Genomic DNA, 13,669 nt, shown 5'->3' with positions numbered 1-13,669 from the left:
CCCGCTCCTACAGGGAAGCGTCGCTCAACGCAGCAGGTAGGGGATTTCCACCTTCACCGCGCCGGTCGGGCAGTCCTTCTCGCAGGGCATGCAGTACCAGCATTCGTCGAAGGCCATGTAGGCCTTCTGGGTGGCGGGGTTGATCGCCAGCAGGTCCATCGGGCAGACCTCGACGCAGACAGTGCAGCCCTTGTCGGCGATGCACTTGTCCTCGTCCACGGTCACCGGGGCGCTGGAGCGGAAGAAGATTTCCTGGGGCTGGTGGGGCATGGCACGGTTCCTCGTGGTGTTGCTGGCCGGTCTTGGTGCCGGTGGTCTGGTGGCTCAGGGAAGGTTCGGCGCTCGGCTCGCCACCCTCTCCCTAACCCTCGGCTGCGCGCCCCGCCCTGAAGGGAGAGGGGACTGTCCTGAACGATGGATATTTCCGCGCTCGCCGGCTGACTCCGTCAGTGCCGCTCGCGCCGAACAGCTCCCTCTCCCGCTTGCGGGAGAGGGCGGGGGAGAGGGGCTCCTAGGGCTCCTAGGCCGCTTCGTTCTTCACCCGCAACCGCTCATAGGCCTTCTGCTCCTCATCGTCCAAGGCGATCAGGTACGGCTCCACCGGCTTCTTGAAACTGGTCATGGCGCCGTTCTCGTCCTTCTTCAGGTGCGCGTGGCAGAACCACTCGGCGTCGTTGCGCTGCGGGTAGTCCACGCGGTGGTGGTACAGGCCCCAGCGGCTCTCGGTGCGGAACAGCGAGGCGCGCGCGGCCATCTCGGCGCAGTCGCGGATCACGCTGACCTCCATGGCGCGCATCAGCTCGTGGGCGTTGTTCGCCTTCAGTTGCTGCAGGTCGTGGCCGATCTCGGCGAAACGCTGCAGGCCGATCTCCATTTTCCTGGTCACCTTCGGCGGCTGCAGGTAGTCGTTGACCATGCGCCGCAGCTTGTACTCCACCTGCGCCGGCGGCAGGCCGTGCTCGCGCCCGAGCGGGGCGAAGACGCGTTCGCGCTCGCGTTCCACCTGGGCCCGGTCGACTTCGCTGAAGTCCCGTTCGGCCACGTACTGCGCGGCGTTCCGCCCGGCGAACCAGCCGTAGGTGAAGGCGCCGAGCATGTAGTTGTGCGGCACCGCGGCCATGTCGCCGGCGGCGTATAGGCCCTGGACGCTGGTCTCGGCCTTCTCGTTGACCCATACGCCCGAGGCCGAGTGGCCGGAACAGAAGCCGATCTCGGAGATGTGCATCTCGACCATCTGGCTGCGGTAGTCGGTGCCGCGGTTGGCGTGGAACTGGCCGCGGCTGGGGCGCTCGTTGCCGTGGAGGATGTCCTCGATGGTCTGGATGGTTTCCTCGGCCAGGTGGTCCAGCTTGAGGAACACCGGGCCGTTGCCGCCTTCCAGCTCCTGGTGGAACTCCCACATCATCTGCCCGCTCCAGTAGTCGCACTCGATGAAGCGCTCGCCCTTGGAGTTGGCGGTGTAGCCGCCCAGCGGGCCGGTGACGTAGGCGCAGGCCGGGCCGTTGTAGTCCTTGATCAGCGGGTTGATCTGGAAGCATTCCAGGTTCGCCAGCTCCGCCCCGGCGTGGTAGGCCATGGCGTAGCCATCGCCGGCGTTGGTCGGGTTCTCGTAGGTGCCCATCAGGTAGCCGGAGGCGGGCAGGCCCAGGCGCCCGGCGGCGCCGCAGGCGAGGATCACCGCCTTGGCGCGGATCACCTGGAACTGCGCCGTGCGGCAGTCGAAGCCGAGCAGGCCGTTGACCGCGCCCTCGGCGTCGGTGAGCAGGCGCGTGGCCACCAGGCGGTTGGTGATCTCCACCCGCGCGCGCTTGAGCTGGCGGTAGAGCACCTTCTTGATGTCGTGGCCCTCGGGCATCGGCAGCACGTAGGCGCCCATGTGGTGGACCTTCTTCACCGCGTAGTCGCCGACCTCGTCCTTCTCGAACTTCACGCCCCAGCGGTCGAGCTGCTCGATGGTCTCGAAGCTGTGGGTGGCATAGGCGTAGACGGCGGCCTGGTTGACGATGCCGTCGTTGGCCACGGTGATTTCCTTGGTGTACTGCTCGGGCGTGGCGTGGCCGGGGATGACGGCGTTGTTCAGGCCGTCCATGCCCATGCTGATGGCGCCGCTGCGCTTGACGTTGGCCTTGTCCACCAGCAGCACGCGCAGCTCGCGGTTGGCTTCCTTGGCCTTGATGGCCGCCATGGGGCCGGCGGTGCCGCCGCCGATGACGACGATGTCGTAGGCGCTTTCCTTGTCTTCGGGGAGGTCGATGTGGCTCATGCGTGCGGGCCCTTGTGGCGGTCGATGCGCAGGCGGTACTGGAAGGCGTCGCCGCGGTAGTAGAGGTGTTCGTAGTCCAGCGGCTGGCCGTCGGCGGTGTGGGTGAGGCGCTCGATGCGCATCACCGGCGAGCCTTCTTCCACCTCCAGGGCGGCGGCCAGCTCGGCGTCGGCGAGGATGGCGTCGATGGCCAGGTCGGCGTGGCCCAGGGGCTGCGCGCAGTCGTTCTCGAGGATGAGGAAGATGTCGCGGGTCACCAGGTCGGCCTTCTCCAGGCGGCGGCCGAGGGCCTCGGGCAGGTAGGTGACTTCCAGCGACACCAGCTCGCGGTTGACCAGGCGCGCACGCTTGATCTGCGCGACCGTGTCGCCCTCGGCCACCTGCAGGCGCGCGGCCACCTGGGCGTCGGCGGGGACGAAGCGGAAGCTGCGCAGGCGGTTGATCACCTCGTAGCCGCGCTGGCCCATGGACTCGGCCAGGCCCTGCAGGGTGCTGACGTTCTGGAACGCCTTGGGCTTGGCGACGAAGGTGCCCTTGCCGTGGATCTTGAAGATCAGCCCTTCCTTCTGCAGGTCGCCCAGGGCCTGGCGCACGGTGATGCGGCTGACGGCGTACGCCTTGCCCAGCTCGGCCTCGGAGGGCATGCGGCTGAGGGGCGGGTAGGTGCCGTCGAGGATGCGCGTGCGCAGCAGTTCCTTGAGCTGGCTGTACAGGGGGACGGGGGAGAGGGGGAGCAGTTCGGTCATGGCTATGACTTGTTATGACGAGTTGTGGGGCGACTATAGGGGAATAAGAATCCGGGTGGGAAAGATCGGATTTGCATATGGATATGCGCGGGGCAGGGGGAGTCCGCTCCTACGAGGGGAGAATGCCATGCCTTCCTGCCGCGGGCCCTGCCCGCGAATCGCGCGCAGGGCGCGCTCCTACATGTGAATGGCATGGGTGGGGTGGCGATACCCATCACCATGGCTATGGTTGAGTACGGTCGTAGGAGCCACTGTCTATTGGCTTCCAGCGTTCGCGGGAACCCCACAAAACATGGGGGCTTGGTGTAGCGCGCCGCTCCGAGTGCGTTGATGTCTCTTGTTTCGCCCCCTCGGGCGAGTCACTTCTTTCAAACGCCAAAGAAGTAACCAAGAAGGCTTGCCCCGCATACGGGCCCGATGAAGCCGGGCTACCCTCACGAACTCCCCCTCCACGGAGGCCCGCCCCGAGGTTACGTCCTTGTAGCCCGCGGGGCTCTCGCGACATCCATGTCGCATGACCTCCTGAGCGCCGGTTTCGCTCGGCCTCCTGAAGGGGCGTTCCGGTGCGCTCGGATATTTCTCTGGAAATCCAAAATCAAGAGCGACACGGCTCTTCGTAGGATCGAGGGGGACGCCTAGTTCTTGCTCGCGAACCCCGCAGTCACTGGATTATTCCCCTTCGGGCCAGCGCAAGCGCTGTTCGCGATGGAGCCGCGTCCCGCGTTCGCGGGAATGACGGGGTGGGGTTAGGTGTTTTCAGGATGACTCAGGATTCTCTCGCCGCTCAGGACAGCCCCCTCTCCCGCTTGCGGGAGAGGGTTGGGGAGAGGGCGCTTTTGAACCCAACGCCTGCGTCACCTGGAAACACGATTGTAGGACTTCGTCCGCGATCATCCATCCCACGATTCCCATGCCCAACCATTCGCCCGACGAATACGAATGACGCCATGCCTCACCCTTGCTAGCGTCCCGACAAAAGCCCGGAGACTCGCCATGCAGCCCCTCGAACGACGCACCCTGCCGGTCAACGGCATCCACCTGTGCGTGCACATAGCCGGCCCGGAGGAGGGCCGCCCGGTCTGGCTGCTACACGGTTTCCCCGAGTGCTGGCACTCCTGGCGCGCCCAGATACCGGCCCTGGTGCGGGCCGGCTATCGCGTACATGTGCCGGAGATGCGCGGCTACGGCCGCAGCGACGCGCCCGAGCCCATCGAGGCCTATGACCTGCAGAGCCTGTGCGGCGACATCCTCGGCGCCATGGACGCCCTCGGCCAGGCCCGCGCGGCGGTGGTTGGCCACGACTGGGGTGCCCTGGTGGCCTGGCACCTGGCCCTGCTCGCGCCGCAGCGGGTAGAGGCCCTGGCCACGCTGTCGGTGCCCTATGCCGGGCGACCGAAGCGGCCGGCCACGCAGATCCTGCGCGAGGTCTTCGCCGGGCGCTTCAACTACATCCTCTACTTCCAGCAGCCGGGCCTGGCCGAGGCCGAACTGGACGCCGATATCGAGCGCAGCCTGCGCCTGTTCTTCCGCGATGCCGACGAGGGCGACCCCTTCCTCCAGGACAAGCCCGCCGACGCGCGGCTGTTCGACGGCCTGCCGACGCCGCGGGCGCTGCCGGCCTGGTGCAGCGAGGCGGACCTGGCGCACTACATCGAGACCTTCGCCAGCCGCGGTTTCCGCGGGGCGCTCAACTGGTACCGCAACTTCGAGCGCAACTGGCGCTTCAGCGAGCCCCTGGCCGGCCAACTGGTCAAGCCGCCGACGCTGTTCCTGGTGGGCGACCGCGACCCGGTGGCGAGCCTGGAGGCCTACACCCTGAAGCGCATGCCCGAGGTGGTGCCGGCCCTGGAGCAGCACCGCCTGCAAGGCTGCGGCCACTGGATCCAGAACGAGCGTCCGGCCGAGGTGAATGCCTTGCTGCTGGACTTCCTCGGCCGTCACTACCCGGCCTGATCAGGCCGCCGCGGCGGGCGCCCGCGCGCCTTCCGGCCAGGCCGCCACCAGCACCAGCAGGGCGCCGACCAGCAGGTACGGCAGGCGCGGCTCCAGGCCGTAGAGCAGGCTGCCGGCCAGCGGGCCGAGCACCACGCCCAGGCCCTGGGCGGCACCCATGGAGCCGGCGGTGGAGCCTTGCTCGTCGGCATTCACCGCATTGGCCGCCAGCGCCGAGAAGGCCGGGAACACCCAGCCCATGCCCGCCGCGGCGACGAAGAAGGCCAGCCACAGCTGCCAGGCCTGCAGCGCCAGGCAGGTGCCGGCGAAGCCGATGCCGGCCACCAGCGCGCCGACGCGGATCAACCGCTGCGGCGCCCAGTCCAGGCGGCGCACCAGCAACTGCGCGAGGATCAGCGCCACGCCCACGGTGGTCAGCGCCACCCCGGCGGCCTGGGCCGCTTCGCCCGGCGCCAGGCCCAGGCGGTCGAGGGCGAAGAAGCCCACGGTGATCTGCGCCACCGCCACGCAGAACATGGCGACGAAGGCCACCAGCATCGGCCGGCGCAGGCGCGCATCGCCCAGGCGGATGCTCTGCGCCACGCGCTGCAGGTGGTGCTCCTGGCGTTGCAGGCGGGCGTAGAGCACGCCGAAGCCCAGCAGCGGCAGCACGCTCATGGCGTACAGCGGCAGGCTCAGGCTGTGCCGGGCGAGCAGGGCGGCGATGGCCGGGCCCAGCACCATGCCCACGGCATTGGCCGCGCCCAGGCTGGCCAGGGCGGCGGCGCGCTGCCGTGGCGGGTAGTTGTCGGCGATCAGCGCCTGCCCGGCGGCCGGCAGCGCAGCATAGAAGGCGCCCACCGCGCCACGGCCGAGCAGCAGGCCGAGGAACGACAGCGCGGCGATGGGCTGCAGGCGCAGGGCGGTGTCGACGAAGACCGCCAGCAGCACGTAGGACAAGGTCACCCCGGCGCTGCCCAGCAGCAGGATGCGCCGCCGCCCCACACGGTCGCTGGCATTGCCCCAGGGCCGCGCCAGCAGCAGCCAGAGCACGCCGGACACGGTGACCGCCGCGCCGGCCTGCCAGGCCTGCAGGCCGAGCACCCGGGCGATGGGCCCGACCAGCGAGACGAAGGCCATCATCGCCATGGTCCCGGCCATGGTGGAGAACAATAGCGGGCGAAGGTCGAAGGACGCCTCGGCGGTGGCGGGGACGGCGTCGGGGGTTTCGGACATGGGGGCTCCTGGGTAGTGGGAAGAGGGTTCAAGGGCGCAGGCGCCCCTCGACCAGCAGCAGGCCGCGGTCGCGCACCTGCTCGACGCTGCCGCGCACGCCGTACACCTCGCGCAGCAGGCGTGCGTCTATCACCTCGGCGGGCGCTCCGGCGGCGGCCAGCCCGCCCTGGTGCAGGACCAGCACCCGGTCGGCGCAGGCCAGGGCCAGGTTGATGTCGTGCACCACCATCAGGCTGATCAGCCCGCGCGCCCGGGTGGCCTCGACTATCGCTTCCGCCACCTGGCATTGATGGTACAGGTCCAGGGCGCTGGTGGGCTCGTCCAGCAACAGCACCCGCGGGCGCCGCACCAGGGCCTGGGCCAGGCCGACCAGTTGGCGCTGGCCGCCGGACAGGGCGTCGATGGGGCGGTCGGCGAGCGTCGTCAGGTCCAGCGCCGCCAGCGCCTGCTCGATGCCGCGCAGGGTTTGCGCGTCGGGGTGCCCGCCGCCCAGCAGCGACAGGCTGCGCCCGGCCATGGCCGCCGCCAGCACCGCTTCGAAGGCGCACAGGCGGGTGCGCTCCGGCAGGCTCTGCGGCAGGTAGACCACCTGCCGCGCGCGCTCGGCCAGGGGCAGGCGGCCGAGGTCGACATTGTCCAGCAGTACCCGCCCGGCGATTGGCTGCAGGCCGGCGATGCCGCGCAGCAGTGTGGACTTGCCGGCGCCGTTGGGGCCGATGAGGGCGGTCAGGCTGCCCGGCTGCAACGCCGGCAGGTCCAGGTCGCGAAGGATGCGCCGGGCGCCGTAGCCCATGCTCAGCCGTTCGATGTGCAGGCCGTTCACCGGATACCTCCACGCTGGCGCAGGACGATGGCCATGAAGAAGGGAATGCCCACCAGGGCCGTGACTATGCCCACCGGCACCAGCACGCCCGGCACCAGGGTCTTGCTGGCCAGCGACGACAGCGACAGGATCAGCGCGCCGGCCAGGGCGCTGGCGGGGATGAACAGGCGGTGGTCCTCGCCCACCAGCAGCCGCGCGATGTGCGGCGCCACCAGGCCGATGAAACCGATGGTGCCGACGAAGGACACCGCCAGCGCCGCCAGCAGGCTGATGCGCAGCAGGCTGAACAGGCGCAGGCGGCCGACGTCCACGCCGAAGCTGCGGGCGCGTTCCTCGCCCAGGCTCAGGGCGGTCAGCGCCCAGCTCTGGCGCAGGGCGAAGGGCAGGCACAGCAGCAGCGCCAGGGCCATGGCCGCGAGCTTCGCCCAACTGGCCCGGGCCAGGCTGCCGAGGCTCCAGAACACCAGTTGCTGCAGGCTGTCCTGGCTGGCGACGAACTGCAGCAGCGCCACCAGGGCATTGAAGGCGAACACCAGGGCGATGCCGAACAGCACCAGGCTCTCCACGCCGAACCCGCGCCAGCGCGCCAGGGCATAGAGCAGCGCCACCGAGGCGAGGGCGAAGACGAAGGCGTTGGCCGAGATCAGGTACTGCGCCGGCACGCCCGGAATGCCCAGTTGCAGCACGATGGCCAGGGCCGCGCCGAACGAGGCCGCCGCCGACACGCCGAGGGTGAAGGGACTGGCCAGCGGGTTGTCGAGCACCGTCTGCATCTCCGCGCCGGCCAGCGCCAGGCCGGCGCCGACCAGTACCGCCATGAGCGCATAGGGCAGGCGCACCGACCAGACGATCACCGCTTCCACCCTGGGCACCGCGTCGGGGTCCCAGAGAATCTGCAGCAGGCGCGACAACTCCAGCGCCGAGGGGCCGCTGGCGACGTCCAGAGCCAGGCTGGCGAGCAACGCCAGGCCCAGGCCCAGCAGCGCCAGGCGGCGGTGGGCGAAGCGCCGCCGGTAGCCGGCCGCGGCGCCTTCGTGGGAAAGCGACAGGCTCATGGCTGCAGGCTGACGGTGAACACGCCGCCGGGCGGGATCGGCATGAAGCGCCGGTACAGCTCCTCGCGGGTGCGCTCGGGGTCGAGGTCGGCGAACAGCGCCGGGTGCAGCCACTTGGCCAGGGCCTGGGCGGCGACCAGGTGTTCCGGCGAGTCGTAGAAGATGTGCCACATGGCGTGCACGTGGCCCTCGCGCACCGCGCGCAACTCGTTCAGCGGCGGGCGCCTGGCGATCTGCGCCAGGCTGTCGCGGGCCTGCTCGGGGGTGGCGGTATAGCCGAGGGTGACGCCGCCGCGGCCGGCGCCGAATACCCCGGTGGCCACGTACTGCTCGGGGTCGCTGGCGAGAATGTATTCTGGGTTGAGGGTGCCGATGGCGCCGGGGATGCGCCCGGCGCCGATGTTCTGCCCGCCGGCCAGCTCGATCAGTTCGCCGAAGTTGCCGCGTCCGGGCGAGCCGCAGCAGTCCTGCAGGCCGGCGAGCATGTCGATGAACAGCTTCGGGCGCTCGAGTTCGCCGCGCGCCTCGGCCGCGGCCAGGGGCTGGCGCACGGCGTCGATGGCCTGCTGGTAGAAGGCGATGAACGCCTCGGCGCGCTGCTGCCGGCCCAGGGCCTCGCCGAGCAGGCGGATGCTCGGCACGGTGTTGAGCAGCGGATGCTCGCTGAAGTCGACGAACAGCACCGCCACCCCGGCCGCCTCGAGTTGGCCCACGGCCTCGCTGCCGGGGCCCGGGCCGTGGCCGCCGCTGAGCGCCAGCAGCACCAGGTCCGGGTGCACGGCCAGGGCCTTCTCGACGCTGAAGGTATCGGCCGAGGTGCCGCCCACCAGCGGCACCTGGTCCGCCTGCGGGAAGCGCGCGCGGTAGGCCGCGTAGCCCTGCACGTCGAGGCCGCGGAAGTCACCCTGCCAGCCGGCGACCCGGGCGAAGGGATCGGCGCCTTCGAGCAGCGACAGCGAGTAGATCATGCGGCCTTCGCCGAGCAGCACGCGCTTGACCTGGGCCGGCACCTCGACCTTGCGTCCGGCGAGGTCGGTGAGGGTGGCCGCCAGGGCCGGCGTGCACAGGAGCAACAGCAGCAGGCCACGGCAGGCCTGTTTCAGGAGGCTAATCATGGGATGGGTTTCCTTGCGTGGAGGGAAGGGCCTGGCGCGCCGGGCGGCGGCGCCACCACAGCAGCAGGCCGGTGAGGTACAGCACGGGCAGGGCGAGCCCGGCGAGGAAGGCGATGGCCATGCCCGCGGTGCCGAGGCCCAGTCGCCCGTGCAGGGCCGAGAGCAGCGGCTTGGCTGGCGCAGCGCCGGCGAGCCCAGGCGGCAGCGCCAGCCAGGTGCCGGTCAGGGCGATCAGCAGCAGCGGCAGGTACAGCCAGCTGGCGCACAGGTTGTGCCATTCCCGCAGCCGTCGCGTGCCCTGGCTGCCGCGCCGCAGGCTGGCCGCGGCCCACCAGTTGCGGCGGCCCGGCCACCACAGGTAGAGGCCGCTGAATAGCGACAGGCAGAGCGCCGCGCCACACGCCACCAGCAATGGCAAGCCGAGTGGCGGCGGCAGCAACAGGCTGCGGTGCAGCGCGACCACCTTGGCCAGCCACAGGTCGTCGAAGACGAAGAAGGCCCGCGGCTCGCCGTCGTAAGGGTCGAGCATGGCCACCGCGGTGCCCGGGCGGTCGACCAGGGTGCCGAAGACCAGGGCGTTGTCGCTGGTCAGGAAACCCTGGCGCGGCGCCGCGCTGCCCAGCACGCGGGCGAAGCGCGGGTAGGCCCGCCGCGCCCGCTCGCGCAATGCCGCGTCGTCAAGGGCGGTAGCGCTGGCGGCGTGGGGCTTGGCGCTGAGCGCGGCCGCGCCCAGCTCCCAGCGCAGGATGGGGCCGCGCAGCTCCAGCAGCGCACCGCTGGCGCCGAGCAGCGCCAGCGGCAGGCCGAACAGCAGCGCCAGCCAGCGGTGCAGGGCCAGCCAGGCACGCCGCCGGCCGGCCCTGGTCGATACCAGCGGATCTGCCATCGGCGGCCTACCAGCGGTAGCTCAGGCTGGCGATCAGGCTGCGGTCCTCGCCGACGGTGCAACTGCTCGTACTGCAGCCGTTGTAGTAGTGCTTGTCGGTGAGGTTGCTGGCATTGAGCGACAGGCGCAGCCCATCGGCCTCGCGGAACAGCCGACCCAGTTCGTAGTGCACCGCGGCGTCGAGCAACGTGTAGGAGGGCACCGTGATGGTATTGGCCGCGTCCGCCTCGGTGCGCCCGAGGTAGCGCACCCCGGCGCCGAAGCCCAGGCCCGCCAGGGGGCCGTCGGGCTGGGTGTAGTCCAGCCACAGCGAGGCCATCTTGCGCGGCGTGTTGGTCGGCCGGTGGCCCTTTTCCACGGGGTTGTTGCTTCTGGTCACCTCGGCGTCGTTGTAGGTGGCGCTGCCGACCAGGTCCAGGCCGCGGGCCAGGCTGGCCTTGCCTTCCAGTTCCAGGCCACGCACCCGCACCTCGCCGGTCTGCACCTGGTTGAGGTTGTTGTCGGGGTCGGTGGTCAGCACGTTCTCCTGGGTCAGTTCGTAGGCCGCCAGGGTGATGAAGCTGTCGTAGCCCTTGGGCTGGTACTTCACGCCCACTTCCGACTGCTTGGCGGTCAGCGGCTTGTAGGCGTTGCCGTAGAAGTCGGTCCCCAGGTAGGGGTTGAACGAGGTGGAGTAGCTGACGTAGGGCGCCAGGCCGTTATCGGCCAGGTAGACCAGGCCGGCGCGGTAGGTGAACTTCTCGTCGCGCTGCTTGCTGCCGCTGTCCGCCAGGCGGTTGTCGGTGCGCGCGCTGGAGCTGTCCTGGCGGCCGCCGAGGCTGAGTACCCAGCGGTCGTCGAAGGTGAACTGCTGCTGGGCGTAGACGCCGACCTGGTCGGCGCGTTGCTGGGTCTGCGCCATGGGCTGGTCGGCGGGGCCGAAACCCTGGCCGTACACCGGGTTGAAGATGTCGATGGACGCAGCCTTGCCGGCGCGCAGGTAGTAGTCCTCGCGGGTGCGCCGGTAGTCCAGGCCCAGCAGCGAGGTCATCTGGGTGTCGCCGATGTTCCAGCGTGCCTGGGCGTTGTTGTCCAGGGCGTAGACGTCGCCGATGATGCGGAAGCGGTAGGCGCTGCGCATCAGGGTGCGCTGGTCGGCGGCCAGGCCCATGCCGCTGGCGGTGTTGGTGAGCAGGTTGACGTGGCTGTAGCGGGCGCTGGAGTGCAGGCTCCAGACGTCGTTCAGGCGGTGGTCCAGCAGGTAGCCGAGGGCGTACTGGGTGCGGTGGTTGTCCAGCCCCGGCTCGTCGAGGAACTGGTTGTGCTTGATCTTGCCGTTGGGGTTGGGCAGCAGGCTGCCGCGCAGCGGCACGAACACCCGCGGGGCGCCGAACTCGTCCTCGGCGTACTCGGCCAGCACGGTCAGGTCGGTGTCCTCGTCGGGGCGCCAGGTGAAGGCCGGGGCGACGAAGGTCTTGCGGTCGACGATGTGGTCGGTCTGGGTGTCGCTGTCGCGGCCCAGCCCGGTGAGGCGGTAGAGGAACTTGCCCTCGTCGTCCAGCGGGCCGCTGAAATCGAACTGGCCCTGGCGCCGGTCGTGGTTGCCGCCGATCACCTCCACCTCATGGAAAGGCTGGTCCAGCGGGCGCTTGCTCACCTGGTTGACCACCCCGCCCGGGGCGTTCTGCCCGTAGAGCACCGAGGCCGGGCCCTTGAGCACCTCGACGCGCTCCAGGCCGTAGGGCTCGACCTTCGGCCAGGCCTGGCTGGTGGTGCCGCGCAGGCCGTCGCGCAGCATGCCGGTGCTGGAAACGTCGAAGCCGCGGATCTTGATCGAGTCGAAGCGCTGCGAGGCGGCGCCGGTGGTGTCCTGCACGCCGGCGGTGTAGCGCAGCGCCTCGGCCACCGACTGCGCCTTCTGTTCGTCCATCTCCTTGCGCGTGACCACCGACAGCGCCTGCGGCACCTCGCGGATCGGCGTATCGGTCTTGGTGCCGCTGAGGCTGCGCCGGGCCACCACGCCGGGCACCGGGCCCACGGGGTTCTCGCCGCTGCCAAGGACGGTGCTGCTGTCCAGCGAGAGCACGTCCTGTTCCGGGCGCTCGTCGCCCTCGGCCAGGGCCTGGCCCGGCAGGCTCGCCAGGCCGACGCCCAGGGCCAGGGCGTGGATCGCCCCGGCCAGGCGCAGGCCGCGGGGGAGGAGGTGGGAGGGTAGGTTTCGGGGGCCGAACTGCCGGGGGCCGGTTGCCATGATTCGCTCCATGCTGAGAGGGGTTCAAAAATGCGAATGCGAACTTATCTCAACAAGCATTCGTGGCGCCGGGGGAAAACATTGGATTGCGCGACCATTTCTTTCGATTGGGAAAAAACGGCGGAACCCCTGCCGCCTGGAGCGCTCAGCGCAGCTCGCGGGGCGATACCCCGAAGCGCTTGCGGAAGGCGATGGAGAAATGCGCCGGGCTGTAGCCGACGCGGTAGGCGGCGCTGGACACGTTGCTCTCGCCGCTGGCCAGCAGGCGATAGGCCTCGCTCAGGCGGACCTCCTGCAGGTAGGCGTAGACGCTGCTGCCGAACAACTGGCGGAAGCCCTCGGTGAGCTTGCGTGCGTTGAGCCCCACCTGGCGCGCCAGTGCGGCCAGCGATGGGGAATGCTGCAGGTCGCGGCACAGCAGTTCGCGGGCGGCCTGCACCCGCTCCAGGTCGGCGGAGTTCAGGCGCATCCCGGCGTTGGCCGGCCCCTGGTCGGCCAGCAGGTCCTCCAGGCCCAGGGCGGTCAGTTCCAGCGCCTTGCCGCCCAGGTAGAAGGCCCGCGACGGCCCGTGCAGCGGGCAGGTGACGATCTGCCGCGCCAGGGCCAGCAGCGAGCGCGAGGCAGGCCGGCAGAACAGCACCGGGCCGCCGTCGTGGCGCTGCCGGAACAGGCGGTCGGGCTCCAGGCCGACGCTGCGGATCGCCGGGAAGTCCAGTTGCACCGTGGCATAGCGTACCGGCACGCCGCTGGCGAACAGGTGGTCGCCGCAGAACTCGCCCTGGTTGGCCACCGCGCACAGGGTGGGGCCGCGGATCTCCACCGGGGGCTGGCCCTCGACGCGGCAGTCGAGGCGGCCGCTGAGCACCAGGATCAGCTTCAGGCCCTTCCATAGCGGCTCCTGCATCCAGGCCTGGCTCTGCATCACCACGGTGCCGGCGGACAGGGTGATGTCCGCCGCCCCGCCCGCCAGGGCAGCGCCGCAACCGGGCACGCTGAGGGTGAAGTCGTTGGGCACGCTGCGCAGCGTAGCCTTGCTGCTGGACATCCTTCTCTCCTTGCTTGGCGGATGGAGCCCCAGGCTAGCATGGGAAAACCCTCCCGTTAATGAGAATTATTATTGTTTGTGCCGGTACCAGGCGCCATGCCGCGGCCCATCGGGCGCGAAGGCGCCGCGCCGGCCGGCAGCGGTTCCACGATCCAAAGAAAAAGGCGCGGGATCGAAGGCGACCGTCCTTGCCGCTGTCGGATTAGCGGGATATTGATAATGACTCGCAACAACAGGGAGAGGGAACTCCACTGCGTACCGCCCACGCCCGGGCACTTCAGAGGCGGCAGCCTTGCCGCCGTCCAGACCCCACCGACGTCCTGCACGGCCTTCCCGGC

General features: G+C 70.0%; 11 protein-coding genes. 1 reads left to right on the top strand and 10 read right to left on the bottom strand.

The features are described from left to right. Positions 1–24: 24 nt before the first annotated feature. The 3 genes from PKO50_RS16115 to PKO50_RS16105 all read right to left on the bottom strand — a co-directional run bounded on the left by PKO50_RS16115 (position 25) and on the right by PKO50_RS16105 (position 3,009). Positions 25–270, bottom strand: coding sequence for a ferredoxin family protein (locus PKO50_RS16115; protein WP_009622146.1), 246 nt, complete (start codon positions 268–270; stop codon positions 25–27). A 250-nt stretch (positions 271–520) separates the two neighbouring features. Next, positions 521–2,263: a fumarate reductase/succinate dehydrogenase flavoprotein subunit gene (locus PKO50_RS16110; protein ID WP_275630304.1), complete on the bottom strand. Its 1,743-nt coding sequence runs from the start codon at positions 2,261–2,263 to the stop codon at positions 521–523. Beyond that, positions 2,260–3,009, bottom strand: a complete 750-nt coding sequence (locus PKO50_RS16105) for a GntR family transcriptional regulator (RefSeq protein WP_275630303.1) — start codon at positions 3,007–3,009, stop codon at positions 2,260–2,262. Before PKO50_RS16105 ends, PKO50_RS16110 begins: the two co-directional genes overlap by 4 nt. Positions 3,010–4,002: 993 nt before the next feature. On the opposite strand from PKO50_RS16105, the gene PKO50_RS16100 reads away from it, so the two are divergent. Next, the gene (locus PKO50_RS16100) at positions 4,003–4,962 is read left to right on the top strand and encodes an alpha/beta hydrolase (protein WP_275630302.1); all 960 of its coding nucleotides are present in this window, start codon (positions 4,003–4,005) and stop codon (positions 4,960–4,962) included. On the opposite strand, the gene PKO50_RS16095 is transcribed toward PKO50_RS16100, so the two are convergent. The 7 genes from PKO50_RS16095 to PKO50_RS16065 form a co-directional block, all read right to left on the bottom strand. Continuing rightward, entirely contained in the window at positions 4,963–6,177 is a 1,215-nt protein-coding gene (locus PKO50_RS16095) for an MFS transporter (protein ID WP_275630301.1), read from the bottom strand. Positions 6,178–6,205: 28 nt separating this feature from the next. Continuing rightward, positions 6,206–6,970: an ABC transporter ATP-binding protein gene (locus PKO50_RS16090; RefSeq protein ID WP_275630487.1), complete on the bottom strand. Its 765-nt coding sequence runs from the start codon at positions 6,968–6,970 to the stop codon at positions 6,206–6,208. A gap of 26 nt (positions 6,971–6,996) precedes the next feature. Further along, positions 6,997–8,055: an iron ABC transporter permease gene (locus tag PKO50_RS16085; protein ID WP_275630300.1), complete on the bottom strand. Its 1,059-nt coding sequence runs from the start codon at positions 8,053–8,055 to the stop codon at positions 6,997–6,999. Then, positions 8,052–9,170 (bottom strand): ABC transporter substrate-binding protein, encoded by a 1,119-nt coding sequence (locus PKO50_RS16080; protein WP_275630299.1) that lies wholly within the window; start codon positions 9,168–9,170, stop codon positions 8,052–8,054. The genes PKO50_RS16085 and PKO50_RS16080 overlap by 4 nt, the downstream gene beginning before the upstream one ends. Continuing rightward, on the bottom strand, positions 9,163–10,056 hold the full coding sequence (locus tag PKO50_RS16075) for a PepSY-associated TM helix domain-containing protein (protein WP_275630298.1): 894 nt from the start codon (positions 10,054–10,056) through the stop codon (positions 9,163–9,165). The genes PKO50_RS16080 and PKO50_RS16075 overlap by 8 nt, the downstream gene beginning before the upstream one ends. Positions 10,057–10,063: 7 nt before the next feature. Continuing rightward, the gene (locus PKO50_RS16070) at positions 10,064–12,286 is read right to left on the bottom strand and encodes a TonB-dependent siderophore receptor (RefSeq protein ID WP_275630297.1); all 2,223 of its coding nucleotides are present in this window, start codon (positions 12,284–12,286) and stop codon (positions 10,064–10,066) included. Positions 12,287–12,431: 145 nt separating this feature from the next. After that, positions 12,432–13,331: an AraC family transcriptional regulator gene (locus PKO50_RS16065; RefSeq protein ID WP_109937025.1), complete on the bottom strand. Its 900-nt coding sequence runs from the start codon at positions 13,329–13,331 to the stop codon at positions 12,432–12,434. Positions 13,332–13,669 lie beyond the last annotated feature (338 nt).

It is taken from the genome of Pseudomonas sp. 273, from assembly GCF_029201425.1.
Lineage (GTDB): Bacteria > Pseudomonadota > Gammaproteobacteria > Pseudomonadales > Pseudomonadaceae > Pseudomonas > Pseudomonas delhiensis.
This window is presented reverse-complemented; position numbering and strand designations above follow the sequence as displayed.

Excerpts from the sequence above, each read along its gene's own strand:
- PKO50_RS16080 (WP_275630299.1), bottom strand. The coding sequence starts at position 9,170 with ATGATTAGCCTCCTGAAACAGGCCTGCCGTGGCCTGCTGCTGTTGCTC.
- PKO50_RS16110 (WP_275630304.1), bottom strand. The coding sequence starts at position 2,263 with ATGAGCCACATCGACCTCCCCGAAGACAAGGAAAGCGCCTACGACATC.
- PKO50_RS16105 (WP_275630303.1), bottom strand. The coding sequence starts at position 3,009 with ATGACCGAACTGCTCCCCCTCTCCCCCGTCCCCCTGTACAGCCAGCTC.
- PKO50_RS16065 (WP_109937025.1), bottom strand. The coding sequence starts at position 13,331 with ATGTCCAGCAGCAAGGCTACGCTGCGCAGCGTGCCCAACGACTTCACC.
- PKO50_RS16075 (WP_275630298.1), bottom strand. The coding sequence starts at position 10,056 with ATGGCAGATCCGCTGGTATCGACCAGGGCCGGCCGGCGGCGTGCCTGG.
- PKO50_RS16115 (WP_009622146.1), bottom strand. The coding sequence starts at position 270 with ATGCCCCACCAGCCCCAGGAAATCTTCTTCCGCTCCAGCGCCCCGGTG.
- PKO50_RS16085 (WP_275630300.1), bottom strand. The coding sequence starts at position 8,055 with ATGAGCCTGTCGCTTTCCCACGAAGGCGCCGCGGCCGGCTACCGGCGG.
- PKO50_RS16100 (WP_275630302.1), top strand. The coding sequence starts at position 4,003 with ATGCAGCCCCTCGAACGACGCACCCTGCCGGTCAACGGCATCCACCTG.
- PKO50_RS16090 (WP_275630487.1), bottom strand. The coding sequence starts at position 6,970 with ATGGGCTACGGCGCCCGGCGCATCCTTCGCGACCTGGACCTGCCGGCG.
- PKO50_RS16070 (WP_275630297.1), bottom strand. The coding sequence starts at position 12,286 with ATGGCAACCGGCCCCCGGCAGTTCGGCCCCCGAAACCTACCCTCCCAC.
- PKO50_RS16095 (WP_275630301.1), bottom strand. The coding sequence starts at position 6,177 with ATGTCCGAAACCCCCGACGCCGTCCCCGCCACCGCCGAGGCGTCCTTC.